The 13,759-nt window shown below is 41.2% G+C and carries 15 protein-coding genes and 3 pseudogenes; 5 read left to right on the top strand and 13 right to left on the bottom strand.

The window, feature by feature from the left end; genetic code table 11:
• Positions 1–23: 23 nt before the first annotated feature.
• Positions 24–530, bottom strand: a pseudogene (pnuC, locus tag FOA33_RS06875) (nicotinamide riboside transporter PnuC); the annotation flags it as partial.
• Between the two features lie 39 nt (positions 531–569).
• On the opposite strand from pnuC, the pseudogene FOA33_RS09255 reads away from it, so the two are divergent.
• The 5 genes and pseudogenes from FOA33_RS09255 to FOA33_RS06895 all read left to right on the top strand — a co-directional run.
• A pseudogene (locus FOA33_RS09255) lies at positions 570–919 on the top strand (IS6 family transposase); the annotation flags it as partial.
• 24 nt (positions 920–943) lie between these two features.
• Positions 944–1,264, top strand: a pseudogene (locus FOA33_RS06880) (DNA replication protein); the annotation flags it as partial.
• Entirely contained in the window at positions 1,257–1,514 is a 258-nt protein-coding gene (locus FOA33_RS06885) for a plasmid replication protein (RefSeq protein ID WP_001287840.1), read from the top strand. The pseudogene FOA33_RS06880 and the gene FOA33_RS06885, both read left to right, overlap by 8 nt.
• Before the next feature lie 12 nt (positions 1,515–1,526).
• Positions 1,527–1,754, top strand: coding sequence for a hypothetical protein (locus tag FOA33_RS06890; RefSeq protein WP_001152920.1), 228 nt, complete (start codon positions 1,527–1,529; stop codon positions 1,752–1,754).
• On the top strand, positions 1,742–1,903 hold the full coding sequence (locus FOA33_RS06895; protein WP_221161094.1) for a hypothetical protein: 162 nt from the start codon (positions 1,742–1,744) through the stop codon (positions 1,901–1,903). Before FOA33_RS06890 ends, FOA33_RS06895 begins: the two co-directional genes overlap by 13 nt.
• Before the next feature lie 224 nt (positions 1,904–2,127).
• On the opposite strand, the gene FOA33_RS06900 is transcribed toward FOA33_RS06895, so the two are convergent.
• The 12 genes from FOA33_RS06900 to FOA33_RS06955 form a co-directional block, all read right to left on the bottom strand.
• A complete protein-coding gene (locus FOA33_RS06900) occupies positions 2,128–2,928 on the bottom strand; it encodes an energy-coupling factor ABC transporter ATP-binding protein (protein WP_221161095.1) in 801 nt (266 codons plus the stop codon).
• Positions 2,915–3,751: an ABC transporter ATP-binding protein gene (locus FOA33_RS06905; RefSeq protein ID WP_221161096.1), complete on the bottom strand. Its 837-nt coding sequence runs from the start codon at positions 3,749–3,751 to the stop codon at positions 2,915–2,917. The genes FOA33_RS06900 and FOA33_RS06905 overlap by 14 nt, the downstream gene beginning before the upstream one ends.
• Positions 3,727–4,518, bottom strand: a complete 792-nt coding sequence (locus FOA33_RS06910; protein ID WP_221161097.1) for an energy-coupling factor transporter transmembrane component T — start codon at positions 4,516–4,518, stop codon at positions 3,727–3,729. The genes FOA33_RS06905 and FOA33_RS06910 overlap by 25 nt, the downstream gene beginning before the upstream one ends.
• Positions 4,518–5,120, bottom strand: a complete 603-nt coding sequence (locus FOA33_RS06915; protein ID WP_221161098.1) for an ECF transporter S component — start codon at positions 5,118–5,120, stop codon at positions 4,518–4,520. The genes FOA33_RS06910 and FOA33_RS06915 overlap by 1 nt, the downstream gene beginning before the upstream one ends.
• 337 nt (positions 5,121–5,457) lie before the next feature.
• Positions 5,458–6,978 (bottom strand): ABC transporter permease/substrate-binding protein, encoded by a 1,521-nt coding sequence (locus FOA33_RS06920; protein ID WP_221161099.1) that lies wholly within the window; start codon positions 6,976–6,978, stop codon positions 5,458–5,460.
• A complete protein-coding gene (locus FOA33_RS06925; RefSeq protein WP_221161100.1) occupies positions 6,971–7,699 on the bottom strand; it encodes an ATP-binding cassette domain-containing protein in 729 nt (242 codons plus the stop codon). The genes FOA33_RS06920 and FOA33_RS06925 overlap by 8 nt, the downstream gene beginning before the upstream one ends.
• A 14-nt stretch (positions 7,700–7,713) precedes the next feature.
• A complete protein-coding gene (locus tag FOA33_RS06930; protein ID WP_221161101.1) occupies positions 7,714–8,478 on the bottom strand; it encodes a nuclear transport factor 2 family protein in 765 nt (254 codons plus the stop codon).
• 3 nt (positions 8,479–8,481) lie between these two features.
• Positions 8,482–8,919, bottom strand: coding sequence for a MarR family transcriptional regulator (locus FOA33_RS06935; protein ID WP_221161102.1), 438 nt, complete (start codon positions 8,917–8,919; stop codon positions 8,482–8,484).
• Between the two features lie 145 nt (positions 8,920–9,064).
• The gene (locus FOA33_RS06940) at positions 9,065–10,258 is read right to left on the bottom strand and encodes an O-antigen ligase family protein (RefSeq protein WP_033588981.1); all 1,194 of its coding nucleotides are present in this window, start codon (positions 10,256–10,258) and stop codon (positions 9,065–9,067) included.
• 132 nt (positions 10,259–10,390) lie between these two features.
• Positions 10,391–11,833: a sucrose phosphorylase gene (gene gtfA / locus FOA33_RS06945; RefSeq protein ID WP_221161103.1), complete on the bottom strand. Its 1,443-nt coding sequence runs from the start codon at positions 11,831–11,833 to the stop codon at positions 10,391–10,393.
• A 200-nt stretch (positions 11,834–12,033) separates the two neighbouring features.
• Positions 12,034–12,867 (bottom strand): carbohydrate ABC transporter permease, encoded by an 834-nt coding sequence (locus tag FOA33_RS06950; protein ID WP_000711270.1) that lies wholly within the window; start codon positions 12,865–12,867, stop codon positions 12,034–12,036.
• 16 nt (positions 12,868–12,883) lie between these two features.
• Positions 12,884–13,756, bottom strand: a complete 873-nt coding sequence (locus FOA33_RS06955) for a carbohydrate ABC transporter permease (protein ID WP_195216945.1) — start codon at positions 13,754–13,756, stop codon at positions 12,884–12,886.
• Positions 13,757–13,759: the final 3 nt, after the last annotated feature.

A 13,759-nucleotide genomic window follows, 5' to 3' on the forward strand; every position in this document is an offset into this window, starting at 1 on the left:
TCATCTGATCCTTTTTTACTTTTTTAAGCGCTTTTTGCTGCCTTGCTCCACTGATACCACCCAACTAGACTATTGATCAGGTAAATCAGGTATTTCCCTTGAATTTGCAGGCTTTCTCCCCACCAGAGATAGATAGAAAAGACATTGGTAGCTGCCCAGAATATCCATTGTTCACGGTAAACAGCTGTCATGAGAATTTGCCCAACCCCATTAGTCGCATCGGTGATAGAATCACGATAAGGACGATTGGCTCCGATAGACTGATAAATGAATCCAAATACCAACCACCAAAGAACACTAATGGAAAGATACTTGGTCCAACCTTTACCGTCCAGCTTACGCGCGACAAACTCTTGTTGTTCTTTCTTAAACTGGGCTTGATAAATCCAAACCAAGAGACCAATTGGCTGCATAATTGTAAAATAGAGAGTTGTTAAAACCTCACCATAGAAGCCTTTTTGAAGGGCAAGCACCAGATAAATGATGGAATTAATCAAACCAAATAGGTAGTTACTAGCACGACCTTCAGCTTCTCAAAGAGCAGAAAAAAGGTTAGTAAGGCTTGAGAGATGAATCATTTTAAAGGCAAACAATTCCAACAAGACGTCATCATTGTCGCTGTTGGTTATTACCTACGTTACAATCTGAGCTATCTGAAGTTCAGGAATTGCTTTATGACCGTGGAATAAATGTTTGTCACACTACGATTTATCGGTGGGTTCAAGAATACAGTAAAATCCTCTATCATCTCTGGAAAAAGAAAAATAAACAGTCCTTCTATTCGTGGAAAATGGATGAAACCTATATCAAAATTAAGGGGCGTTGGCATTATCTCTATCGAGCGATTGATGCGGACGGTTTAACATTGGATATCTGGTTACGAAAGAAACGTCGAGCAGACGATAACAGCTATAAGTTAGAAGATACCGCCTATCAAGAAGATAAAGCACGCAAAGCAGAAACCGAAGATAAGCTAGCTATTGAAGCAATGAAAAGCAAGTACACCACGCTATTGCTAGAAAATATGTTGCTAAGTCCGTTTGAAATGCAAGATACAAAAATCATGGCAGGATTGCAAGTCCATGTTTACCCCCTCTATGACGAACTGAAAGAATTAAGAGGGCTAAATAGTGTCAAAGACCACTTGTCTTATGTTGCCAGCAGACGTGAAGAATATTCTAAGCATAATATCGCACGCTACCTCAAAACAGCCATTGAACAATATCTACCAACGGTTAAAAGGCAGGACTTAAACCATGAGTGAAGACTTAAAAACGATCAAAGAGCTGGCGGATGAGTTGAGTGTTACAAAACAAAATATTCAATATCACTACCAAAGGTTACCAAAAGAATTACAGCTTAAAAGTTCCAATGGGTCTAATCTAATAAATTCTAAAGCAGAAAAAATAATTTTAGGTAAAGTAGAAAGTAGTAGCAAATCAAATACCAAAGACCAACAAATAAGTAGCAAAGACCAACAAATAGAAAAACTAACTAATTTGTTAGACCAGTAACAACGATTAGCCTTGCAAGATAAAAAGTTGCTAGAAGAATACAAGGCGGAAAATGATAACTTAAAAGCCCTCAAAATGCCCTCACAGGAAACAGAATTCAAACACTTAGACAATCAATATAAAGATGAAGTGAACGCTCTTAAAGAGAAGTTGGAAAATTTGCAGGAACAAATCAAAGATCAAAAAAGGATAGAAGAACAAGAAAAACCAATAAAATGGTGGGGACTATGGCGAAAATAGATGATTCAGTTAAAAAGAAAGTTCCAGAATTGCGATTTAAAGGATTCACGGATGAATGGGAACAGCGTAAGTTGGGAGGCGAAGTTCGAATAGTGATGGGACAGTCTCCTAATTCAGAAAATTATACTGATGATCCTAATGGGCGCTAAAAATGCGAAGACCTATGAAGACCTATTTTGTATTAGTCAAACAAAAAATCCAAAAGAAATGGTATATGATTATGACCATGAAACAAAGTAAAATCAAACCGAGTGATCTGAGGAAGCACCCGATGATCATGAAACGTTATTAAACACAAAAGTCACCCATGTGAGTTCTTGCCAGAAGCTGAAGTTAATCCTTCAACCTAGAAAACCCGCAGAGGTGACTTTTTCTATACATCTCGATTTTTCCGGCAATAATCATTAACCGATAAATATGTCTGTGAATCACCCAGCGACTCCGCTATGTCCATAATCCGCGGTGGTAGTAATCCCACTCGCTGGACAAGTTCGTGATTGCTGAACAATTCCCGTGGACTGCCGGCGAAGCCAAACTTCCCGTGTTCCATAACATACACCGACTCAAACTCGGCGGCGACCCAATCCATGTCATGGGTAATGGTCACAACTTGGTGGCCCGAATCAGCCAACTGATGGAAAATTGCGGTCAACTTGCGCCGGCTTTCCCAATCAAGCGACATCATCGGCTCATCAAATAAATAAATCGCCGGATCCACTGCCAAAACTGTGGCAACGCTCAACAGCTTGCGTTCCGACAATGACAGGTCATATGGACTTTCAGCTGTTTTATCATCCAAGCCAACTCTTTTTAGAGCCGCTAAAGCCCGCCTCGTAATCGTGTCGTGGTCATCCATGACCTGCGCGACATTCCACTCCACCTCTCGTTGAACGGTCGGGTTGAAAAGCTGATCGTCAGGATTCTGAAAAGTAATCCCAACCTTCAGTAACTTTTCGACTGGTTTAAGATCATTAAAATTTTCTCCATCGATCTTAATCACACCGGTTTGTGGTGTCAGCAAGCCCGTCAACAATTTGAAGAGCGTTGATTTGCCGGCACCATTTTGGCCGACAATCGCCACCATCGGATCGGCGAAGTGTTTGTCTTCAACATCCAAGCTAAAGGACCGTTCCGGATAAGTGAACGTCAGGTGGCTCAGTTCAATTGTGGACATAACGAACCTCCTTCAGATCAGCGTAATTCACCGGATACCGGCCATCAGCCAAGTGCCAATCCATTTTTTGAGCAAGTTGCTGGATTGTCGGGGCTGGAATCTGCCAGTCAGCTGCCAAATGATTAAACACCTCACCCGGCCTGCCCTGGGCTACCATTTGACCCTCGTGCAGCACCCACACAACGTCGGCGACTTCGCACAAATCGTCAATTTCACTAGTGACAATGAAGACAGTCGTCTCTTTGACTTGGGCCAGCCATTGGAAAAATTGCCGGCGGCCAAGGGGATCCATCTCACTGGTCGGATCATCCATAATCAAAACAGCCGGATTAGCCACAATCGCCGTGGCAATTGCCAACCGCTGGATCTGACCACCGGAAAGGCTCTCGGGACGCAAATTCAGCTGTTCAATCAGCCCCATTTGCGTGGCAACTTCTTCAACCCGTTTTTGAATCAGTCCTTCAGCCATTCCCTGATTAATCAAGTCAAAGGCGATTTCATCGGCAACCGTGTCTGCCAACCCGCTTAGTTGGCCAGCTGGATTTTGCAGTACAACTCCATTCATGGCATTATAAGCGGGCCAATTGTCGGACACTCGCTGGCCAAACATGTGCCAGTCGCCCTCAATCTCAGCAGACACAATTTTGGGAATGACCCCTGCCAGCACACGGCACAAAGTCGATTTGCCGGAGTGGCTATTCCCGATAATCCCAACCACCTGGCCGGTATGAACCTCCGCGTTAATCTGACGCAGTTGTGGTTGCTCAGTACCCGGATAACGGGTGGTCAAATTTTCAATTACAATCCGTTTATCTTCGTCCATATCTTCCACCCAATCAATAAAATTGCCAATCCAGTCAGAACAATGTGCAGCGTCCGCGACAGGCGATACACGCGCTGGGAGGTTCTGACAGTCCGGTTGAGATTATCAAAACCTCTCAGTTGGAGAGAAATCGACCGCGTCATCGATTGATCCAAGGTCTTAATCACCAATGGAATTAGAACCGGCAGGACTGACTTTAATTTCTGAATCAACGTTTTTTGCGGATTGGTTCCGCGAACTTTTTGTGCCTGCTGGATTTTCCGCATATTGCGCATCATTTCCGGCAAAATATAACACACCGACATCAGAACGTAGACGGTTTTATAAGACAATCCGGACAGTTCCAAATAGGTCGCGTTTTCTGAAATACTTGTGGTCACCATAAAAAAGCCACTGGTCAAAATAATCACCAATACTCGACAACCCAGAGTGGTGGCGTAAATCAGGCCTTCTTTGTAGAACGACACCCCAAGCACAGAAAACAGCACAGTTTGATTCCGACTGTAAAATAACCCTTGGATGATCAGCATGGTGCAAATCAGAAACAGGCTGAATCCCAGCGCCTTAAAGGTGGTAGAACTCAATTTGGAAAATAACAATAGCAGCGTTGCGACAAGAATTAATCCGGCCTGAAGCAATAAATTCATACTGGCAAAGCTCAACAACGTCATGTCCAAGATGAACAAGAGCTTAGTAATCGGATCGATCACCTGGTACCACTTGAGCTTGACCCGTGGCGCTCCAGAAATCAATGTTTTATCAGTCATCATTTATCATCGCTAAAGAAGTGCACCATCCGCTTCGGCAGCTGACGATAGATGAAGAATGCCAGGTAGGCCACGCAGACTTTATCCAAAATATCCAAGACAAACTCATCGGTAAATGAGGCCAGCCACACTGGTGCATGATTGGCGACCATTACCGCAAACAATGAGTCACCCCAAGCGATACCGGTCTGACCACCCCAAAAGATGACGTTGAGCGGCGTTGAAATGACAGCTGAAACGAAGGCAATAATAATAGCAGAAACAAATACTCGTCGTGCTGACGAGAACCACCCATTGGCGTGCAAAACTCCGACAGCAATCCCAATTCCGATACTGGTAATCGCATACACGGTTGAAATTGGCGATAAGGTCAGCCCATAAATCACGTTGTTGATGAAACCACTGATGGCACCGGCAACCGGCCCAGCCAACATGCTGGCAAGAAAGGTTCCCAAAGACCCCAGCCAAACGGGCAACTTTAACCCCTCCGCCAAGGCTTTGGCAACATAGTTAATCCCCACGGCAGCGGGAATCAAAGTCATGGTGGCAGCACTTAACTTAAATTTCCACATACTGGTACGATGAATCGGTTCTGTTTTCATAATCTTCTCCTTTTGTTTTTAAAGAGCCGTGTCAGGAATGACTTTCGGACGTAACGCTCTATTATATATCTACTGAACTGTCTATACACAAGATTTCCATCCTTAGTCGACATGAGCTGGAAATCTTTATTTGTTAAGTAGTTCACAACACATTATACACCTATCCTCTGAATAGTCAAGTGTATTTACAGTAAAATTTTAGAAAATCCTGAAAATTTTCTCTTCCTTTCCATTTTAAGTGACCTTCAGTAACTCTAACATCAAAAAAGCCCAGACAACATTGTCTGAGCATTCTTCTGTATGGTCATTTAAAGAAGTTGAGTTTGACATTTTCAATCTATTTCTTCAACAATCCTTGTTCTTGGAGAAACTCCTTGGCTACTTGTTCTGCTGACTTGCCTTCAACACCGACTTGATAGTTGAGCTGGCTCATCTGGCTTTCAGTAATTTTACCAGCCAATTTATTGAGAACTGTCTCCAACTTAGGGTGTTTCTTGAGAAGAGCTTCTTTCATCAGAGGAGCCCCTTGATATGGTGGGAAGAGTTGCTTGTCATCTTCCAAGACCTGTAAATCATAACGCGCCAATTCCGCATCAGTCGAATAGGCATCTGTGATTTGAATATCCCCTGACTGAATAGCCTGATAGCGAAGGGCTGGCTCCATGGTCGCTACGTTGAGATTGAGACCGTACATTGATTGCAAGCCCTTATTGCCATCTTCACGGTCATTAAACTCGAGTGTAAAACCTGCCTTCAGCTGCCCTTCCACTTTTTTCAAGTCCGAAATGGTCTTCAAGCCATATTCTTGAGCAATCTTTTTCGGAACAGCTACAGCGTAGGTATTTTGATAAGACATAGGTTTGAGATAAGCCAGATGATCCTGTTTGGCAATGCCATCACGCGCCACTTGATAAACCTGATCTGGCTCATGACCTACTTTAGGTGCTGGTTGAAGTAAACTTTCAGTCACCGTACCAGTAAATTCAGGATAGATATCAATATCCCCTTTTTTCAGAGCTTCATAGAGGAAGCTTGTTTTCCCAAAATTCGGTTTAACAGTCGCAGTCATACTGGTATTTTCTTCAATCAGCAATTTATACATATTGGCCAAGATTTCTGGTTCCGGTCCCAATTTCCCAGCAATAACCAAATTCTCTTTCTCTTTTTGAGCCAAAAGAGCTGGACTATAAGACAGACCCAGTAATAAAGCCACCAAGGCAAAGCCAGAGAAAATCGTCCGCAATTTCGCTTTTTCCATTACTTTTAGTAGGAAGTTAAAGCCAATGGCCAGCACTGCAGAAGAAAGGGCCCCAATCAAAATCAGACTGGCATTATGACGGTCAATCCCCAAAAGGATAAAGGAACCCAGTCCCCCTGCCCCAATCAAGGCCGCCAAGGTTGCCGTACCGATAATTAAGACCGCTGCCGTCCGAATCCCAGACATGATAACAGGCATGGCAAGTGGAATTTCAAACTTCTTGAGACGCTCCCATCTGGTCATCCCAAAGGCAATTCCAGCCTCCTGCAGACTCGGATCAATTCCCTTCAGCCCAGTGATGGTATTTTGCAAAATCGGAAAAATCGCATAAATCACTAGCGCTGTCAAAGCTGGCAAGGCCCCAATCCCCATCAAGGGAATAAAGAGCCCCAACAAGGCCAGAGACGGGATGGTCTGGAAAATCCCCGCAATCTGTAAAATCCAATCCGCCAACTTCTCATGATAGCGAAGATAAACAGCCAAGGGAATAGCAAGCAAAATAGCTAGTAACAAGGTCAAAAGTGACAACTGCAAATGTTGAGATAGAGCTGTTACCCAATCACTAAAACGATCCTGAAAAGTTGAGATTAAATTAGTCATGAACACTACCTCCAAACAAGTCTGCAACAAAGTCTGTTGCAGGAGCTTTTAAAATGGTCTCAGGATTCGACACCTGACGAATCTCTCCATCCTGCAAAACGGCAATACGGTCCGCCAACTTCAAAGCTTCATCCGTATCATGGGTTACAAAAATGGTTGTCATCCCAAACTCTTTATGCAATTCTTTCGTCAGAACCTGCAACTGCTTGCGAGAAATAGCATCCAAGGCTGAAAAGGGTTCATCCATGAGGAGAATCTTAGGTTGACCAATCATAGCACGGACAATACCGACCCGTTGCTGTTCTCCACCAGATAATGCACTCGGAAGTCGATGCCCATACTCAGCTACTGGCAAGCCAACCTTAGCCAAAAGCTCTTCTGTTTTCTGAGCAATTTCTTCCTTAGTCCAACCCTTCATCTCAGGAATAAGGGCGATATTTTCCGCAACCGTTAGATTGGGAAACAGAGCAATGGCCTGTAAAACATAACCAGTAGAAAGACGAAGCTCACGCTCATCATAGTCTTTGATGCGCTTGCCATCCATATAAATATTTCCATCAGTTGGTTCCAAGAGACGGTTAATCATCTTAATCATAGTCGTCTTACCTGACCCAGAAGGCCCAACTAAAACCATAAACTCCCCATTCTCAATCTGTAAATTGACATCTCTCAAAACATCTTTTTCTGTATAGCGTAGCGCTACATTCTTGTATTCAATCATTCTTTGTCCTCAATTTAAAATTTTCCTCGGTTGGTCAAGTCTTCTACCTTAGGCATAACTTCCTTATTATCCCAATGCTCCACAATCAAGCCATTCTCCAAACGGAAGATGTCATACTGAGCATAAGGCACCCCATCTATCTGAGTCTGTCCATAGCTGACTACATAATTTCCTTGTCCCAAAAGCTGGAAAACAAAGTCAAAAGTGACACCATGTTCAGCCACATTGTTTTTATAAGCCTTACTTCCTTGGCCAATCTCATGATTATGCTGAATCAAATCGTCCGCCACATAATCACTCCACTGCTCTAGCTCCCCATTTTGGAAAACTTCTGTCAAGAAACGACGAACGATTTTTTTATTTTCTGCTGTCTTATCCAAATCCTTGATTTCAAAATCTCCACAGATCTGGTCTAACTGTCCATTTTCTGGAGCACGATAGTAGTCAATAACATCCCAATGTTCTACGATACGGCCATTCTCATCTGCACGGAAAGTATCCGTCGTCACCCATTGCGCTTCTCCGCCATTGAGATATTGGTGAACATGGACAAAGACCAGATTGCCGTCTTCAATGGTGCGAACAATTTTCATCTCACGCTCGGGATAACGCTCAAAGAAATTTGCAAAGAAAGCCGCAAACCCTTCTTTCCCATCTGGCACACCTGTCGAGTGTTGAATGTAGGTATCTCCTACAGACTGAGCTTGAGCCTCAGCAACTCGCCCGTCTTGAATAGCGTGAATATATAGATTTTGTGCATTTTTAACTTGTTTTGACATGATTTATGCCTCTTTTTCTTTTAAATTTGCTAAAATGCGTTCCTGATAGCTTTCAAACTGACGAATTTCTTCCTCAGTGAATCCTTTATAAAAAATTGCATCCAACTTTTGACTAACACGATAGCCAACTTCTTTCTGGGACGAACCAAGTTCAGTCAAAACGACATACTTCTTTCTCTTATCTATTCCACATGGGCTAATGACGACCAGGTTTTGCTCCTCAAGTTTCTTAATCATGGTTGTGAGCGTATTGTTGGTGAGACCAGTCGCCAGCGCAATATCTGTCGCAGTTGCACAGCCAGTTTCACTATTCCATAAAACAGTGAGAATCTTGCCCTGCTCACTTCGATAAAGAGCCTCCGGATCCTGACTCAGTAACTTTTGAAAAATCCGCCCATTCAACAAACGAATATGATGGGCAACCAAATGACTATCTTTCATGACCTCTCCATTTTATTTCTATATCGAATTGTTTTTATTGTAACACCTGTCGTTCCATCTGTCAACTATTTCGACTTAGAAATAATTTTCACCAAACAAAAAAAGACCTCCTACCTAAAGTAGAAGATCTCTAATCTTGATCAACTTAATCTGTCATTTCGGACACCAGTGTTCGATGTTCCAGTGGTAGACTGCACATAACTAGCAAGAAGATGAATCCTGACTGTATCCAGAAGAGAGCCAAGTCAAAAATTCCATGTACAGCGACTACTGTAAGGAAGGAGAGATAAAGACCGATAATTGGTCGTTTGCCAGACTCCTGACTCATATCCATCATCATGTGAACCGGGATAACCGAAGAAATGGATAGGAGAATGGTTCCAATCAAGCCATAACTCAAAATGGTATCAATGTAAAGACTGTGCGCGTGTTCGTGGTAGGGTGCATGGATTCTAGGATAGGAATTCATATAGGTCAGTGGTCCTTCACCCCAGATCGGATTTTGTTTAAACAAAGTCATACCCGCATTCCAAATTGAAACACGCTCCTCCATTGAAGAATCTAGGGTTCCCATACGAACACCCAAATCGCTTGAGAAGAGGAAACAGAGGCCAATCCCAAAAACTCCAATACTGAGCCAGAAGGCACGCCAGTTTTTAATGGTTGTAAAAAGATAAATGATTGCACCAGCAATGATGGCAGGAAAAGCCGTCCTATTTTGCGTAAAATTCAAACCAAATAGATTCACAAAACCTGCTAGCACACAAAAGATTTTTAACCATCTTAACTTCGTCGTTGTAAAGAGATAAAAAGCTATCATGATACAGAAGCAACAGATAATCCCATAGTAGTTAGGATTGAAGAAGGTCACCTCTGCACGGTTTTGGTGCCATACTTGCATATTGGGCGAAAGAAAGGCGTAGTTAAATTTCTTTACAATTTGAAAATGCTCCAAAGTAGCAAAAGCCGCAGAGAGCACACTACCAAACAAGATTGTCTGCAGAATCAGTCGAAAGAAAGCATGCGTCAGACGTTTCTGGTAGAAGCTAAAGAAAATGAGGAAGAGAAACATCAGTAAAGATGCAACCAATCCAAGCCAGTTCTTGGCGACGATAGAGATGATACTACTATAGGCAATAAAAAAGAGAAGTACAGGATGTTTGATTAATCCTTTGATAATTCCCTTCATCTCCCCAGTAACAAGTAAACCTATCAAATATAAAGCAAAGAGCGCTAAGAACAAATAAAAAGGTAAAAAGATACTTATGATCATCAAATACAAAAAGAAATCTTTTTTCGAAAGCCCTCTTATCTTATCCAGTAATCCAATTGATTTCAAAACGGATCCTTTCTGTTCTGGATTTCTCCAGAAGATAAATGCTAAACTATCTTTATATTCTACCATTTTTTCCGTCATTTGGGAACAATGAACACGTTTTCGCCACAAAAAAACTGTTTCATTAATATAGCACTAGAACTGAATTTTTCTGCCGTTTTCTAATACTTGATAGGTCTGACTTTGCAAATCAATTTCTGCTACTGCTGTTACGGACTTATCTTTATTTTGACGTTTAATTACAATGCTGTGGGCTGTTGGTGTTTCAACGTCAATAGTTCCTTCTAAATCAAAAGCTACTGATCGATTACGGAACGAAAATAGATTGAGAAGGGCCTTCACCACAGGACGTTGAACTTCTTCTGCGATTTCCTCGTTGCTATAGTAATGACGATTAATATTTCTACCTTCCTTTGTTTCTTCTAATAGTTTCAAGTCATTCTTTCCTGCTAGTAGACCCACATAGTAGACTTGGGGAATACCTGGGGCAAAAGCTTGAATCAGACGGGCAAGGAAATACTTGACATCATCATCTCCAAGTGCAGAATAATAGGTTGAATTGATTTGGTAGATATCTAGATTGTTATACTCTGCACTGGAGTACTTACGTTTAACATTAGCTCCAACCTTATAGAGCTCATTTGAAGCATAGTCAATTTCCTCATCAGTCAGGATATCCTTTACATCCACCACTCCAATCCCATCATGGGTGTCTAGAGTCGTAAATTGCTTCATCGGGCTCATCTTTAACCACTTAGCCAAACGCTCTGTTCTGGAACTGTAAAGAGTATAAAGGGTCACCATTGGAAGGGCAAAATCATAAACATAGTAATCATGGTCCGCTATTTTAAACTGAATCGAATAGTGCTCATGAATCTCAGGTAAGAGCTCTGCACCGTACTCAGCTGCTATATCTCGGACTTTGTCCAATAAGGCCCAAATATCTGGTTCCACAAAGAAATCATTGGTATCCAATTTCTTCACTGCATAAGCAAAGGCATCTAGACGAATCAAATCACACCCGTTACTTGCTAGATGTTGAATGGTCTTACGGATAAATGCCATCGTTACTTCTTTGGTCACATCAAGATCAATTTGCTCCTCACCAAAAGTATTCCACAAATGTTCTACTGAACCATCTGCAAAAACAATCTCTTGCTTTGGTGCACGATCCTTACGCTTGTAGATTAAATCTACGTCAGACTGTGTCGGACGGTTCTCTGGCCAAAACTTGTCCCAGTTTAAAAAGAGATCTTTAAATTCACTGGCTTCATGTTTTTCTTGATAGTCCTTATAATATTTAGATTGACGAGAAATATGGTTAATCATAAAGTCAAACATAAGATAATATTTCTCGCCTAAACGCTTAACATCCTCCCAATCACCAAACGCTGGATCCACTTCATCATAGTCGACTGGTGCAAATCCACGATCACCTGTTGATGGGAAAAATGGTAGAAGGTGAACTCCCCTAATAGCATCGCCAAAATGTTCTTCCAAATTCTTATACAGGTCTCTAAGGTTATTTCCAAGACTATCTGAGTAAGTAATCAACATAGTTTTATTTTGAATGGTCATAAATGTTCTCCTTTTTTTGATGAAAGCCAAGTCTCATATGACCTGGCTTCGTAAATGAAAGATATTTTTAGATTTTTGGTCACATCGAACTCGTACTAAACTGCAAGCAACTAAGTACGACTTTCTTGTTTTCTACATAGAATTGTCAATAAGCTAAACCGTTCATCTGTGGATGGAATTATAGATTCCCTAAGCACTTCTTACTTCACTGCTCCGTTACTCATTCCTGAAATGATATGTTTTTGGAAGATGAGGTAGACAATGGTTATCGTTACAATTCCCACAATATAAGATGCAAAACTTGGGCCATAGTCATTGAAGTACTGACCTTGGTAGTTGTATTGGAAGAGAGGTAAAGTCCACATCTTGGAATCCTTATTCAGAATCAAGAGTGGCAACATAAAGTCATTCCAGAACCAGAGAGCATTGATAATCAAAGTTGTCGCATGCATGGGTTTCAACATTGGAAAAATGATTCGACGATAAATTGTAAAACGATCAGCCCCATCGATTTCCGCAGCTTCATCCAAACTATCTGGTACACTAATTTTAATATAACCAACATACAAGAAGAGAGTCTGTGGAATTGCATAAGTTAGATAGAGTATTACCAACCCCCACATATTTGCTAGACCGAGTTTACTCATCATAACTGTGATGGGAATCATAATCACCTGAAATGGAACAAATATCCCTAAGATCAAGAGCGAATACATAATTGCAAAGGCTTTTTTCTTGGACATATTTCGAGCAATGGAATAAGCTGCAGCTGGTATAAAGAAAGCTACTACAATCAATGATAACACCGTAATCACAGCTGAATTCCAGAAATAGCCTCCAATTCCATCCGAAATTAATCGTTCATAATTGCTTAAGGTAAAAGGATTGGGCAAACTAAAGAAATGATTCATGATATCCTTAGTTGTTTTGAAAGAACTAAATACTGTTACCAACAAAGGAACAAGTATAAGGATGCCACCTACTATTAAGAGGACATATTTCCAAAACTGATTCAATTTTTCTTCTTTTTTCATGTGTAGGACTCCTCTATTAGATTTCAAATTTCTTTGATAGTTTTATTTGGATAAGAGAAACAATTCCAATAATTAAGAATAAAATCAAGGCAATTGCATTCGCATATCCATATTGATTACTCTTGAAAGCATAGTTATAGACTAAAAGTCCAAGAGACGTTGTAGCATTATTTGGACCACCACTCGTCAAGGCAAAAATTTGGTCAAAGGCTGTCAAACCGGACTTAAGTGCCAGAATAAAAACCATAGAAATCGTTGGAAGCAAATAGGGTAATTCAATCTTCCAAAAAGTTTGTTTACTTGTTGCACCATCAATTGATGCAGCCTCTAAAATATCAGATGGAATACTCTGAAGACCAGCAAGAAAGAGAATAATTGGCATTGCTACTCCTTGCCATAGAAGAACAAAAATAGTTGCCACTACCGCTCCGACAGGTGTTCCTAATAGACTCTCTTGTAAAAAACCAATCCCTAAAATTCTTCCAATCGTTGGAAGACCATAGTTGAAAAATTGTTTAAAAATCAAGGAAACTGTCAAACCAGACAAAACAGCCGGGAAAAAGAACCAAGCTCTAAAGAAGGTCTGACCCTTCATCTTAGAATTTAAGGCTCGTGCCACAATCATCCCAATCGTAATCTCTCCAATAATCAATGCCAGAGTTAAAATCAAAGTAAAAGCTATAGCTGTGAAGAATTTCCCATCAATCATCAGCAATTTGTAGTTATTCAAACCAACAAATTTGTAATTATAGGTCAATCCAGTCCAGTTAGTCAAACTATAGAAAGCACCTTGCACCATCGGAAAGTAAAAGAAGATAGCTTGTAATGCAAGTGGGATGAGCAAAAAGGTCCAACCCCAGTATTTATTTAAAAATTTTCGAATAGCCATATC

This window comes from Streptococcus cristatus (assembly GCF_019685515.1).
GTDB lineage: Bacteria > Bacillota > Bacilli > Lactobacillales > Streptococcaceae > Streptococcus.

Excerpts from the sequence above, each read along its gene's own strand:
- FOA33_RS06925 (WP_221161100.1), bottom strand. The coding sequence starts at position 7,699 with ATGATTGAATACAAGAATGTAGCGCTACGCTATACAGAAAAAGATGTT.
- FOA33_RS06950 (WP_000711270.1), bottom strand. The coding sequence starts at position 12,867 with ATGAAAAAAGAAGAAAAATTGAATCAGTTTTGGAAATATGTCCTCTTA.
- FOA33_RS06905 (WP_221161096.1), bottom strand. The coding sequence starts at position 3,751 with ATGGACGAAGATAAACGGATTGTAATTGAAAATTTGACCACCCGTTAT.
- gtfA (WP_221161103.1), bottom strand. The coding sequence starts at position 11,833 with ATGACCATTCAAAATAAAACTATGTTGATTACTTACTCAGATAGTCTT.
- FOA33_RS06955 (WP_195216945.1), bottom strand. The coding sequence starts at position 13,756 with ATGGCTATTCGAAAATTTTTAAATAAATACTGGGGTTGGACCTTTTTG.
- FOA33_RS06915 (WP_221161098.1), bottom strand. The coding sequence starts at position 5,120 with ATGAAAACAGAACCGATTCATCGTACCAGTATGTGGAAATTTAAGTTA.
- FOA33_RS06930 (WP_221161101.1), bottom strand. The coding sequence starts at position 8,478 with ATGTCAAAACAAGTTAAAAATGCACAAAATCTATATATTCACGCTATT.
- FOA33_RS06885 (WP_001287840.1), top strand. The coding sequence starts at position 1,257 with ATGAGTGAAGACTTAAAAACGATCAAAGAGCTGGCGGATGAGTTGAGT.
- FOA33_RS06910 (WP_221161097.1), bottom strand. The coding sequence starts at position 4,518 with ATGACTGATAAAACATTGATTTCTGGAGCGCCACGGGTCAAGCTCAAG.
- FOA33_RS06900 (WP_221161095.1), bottom strand. The coding sequence starts at position 2,928 with ATGTCCACAATTGAACTGAGCCACCTGACGTTCACTTATCCGGAACGG.
- FOA33_RS06920 (WP_221161099.1), bottom strand. The coding sequence starts at position 6,978 with ATGACTAATTTAATCTCAACTTTTCAGGATCGTTTTAGTGATTGGGTA.
- FOA33_RS06935 (WP_221161102.1), bottom strand. The coding sequence starts at position 8,919 with ATGAAAGATAGTCATTTGGTTGCCCATCATATTCGTTTGTTGAATGGG.
- FOA33_RS06895 (WP_221161094.1), top strand. The coding sequence starts at position 1,742 with ATGGCGAAAATAGATGATTCAGTTAAAAAGAAAGTTCCAGAATTGCGA.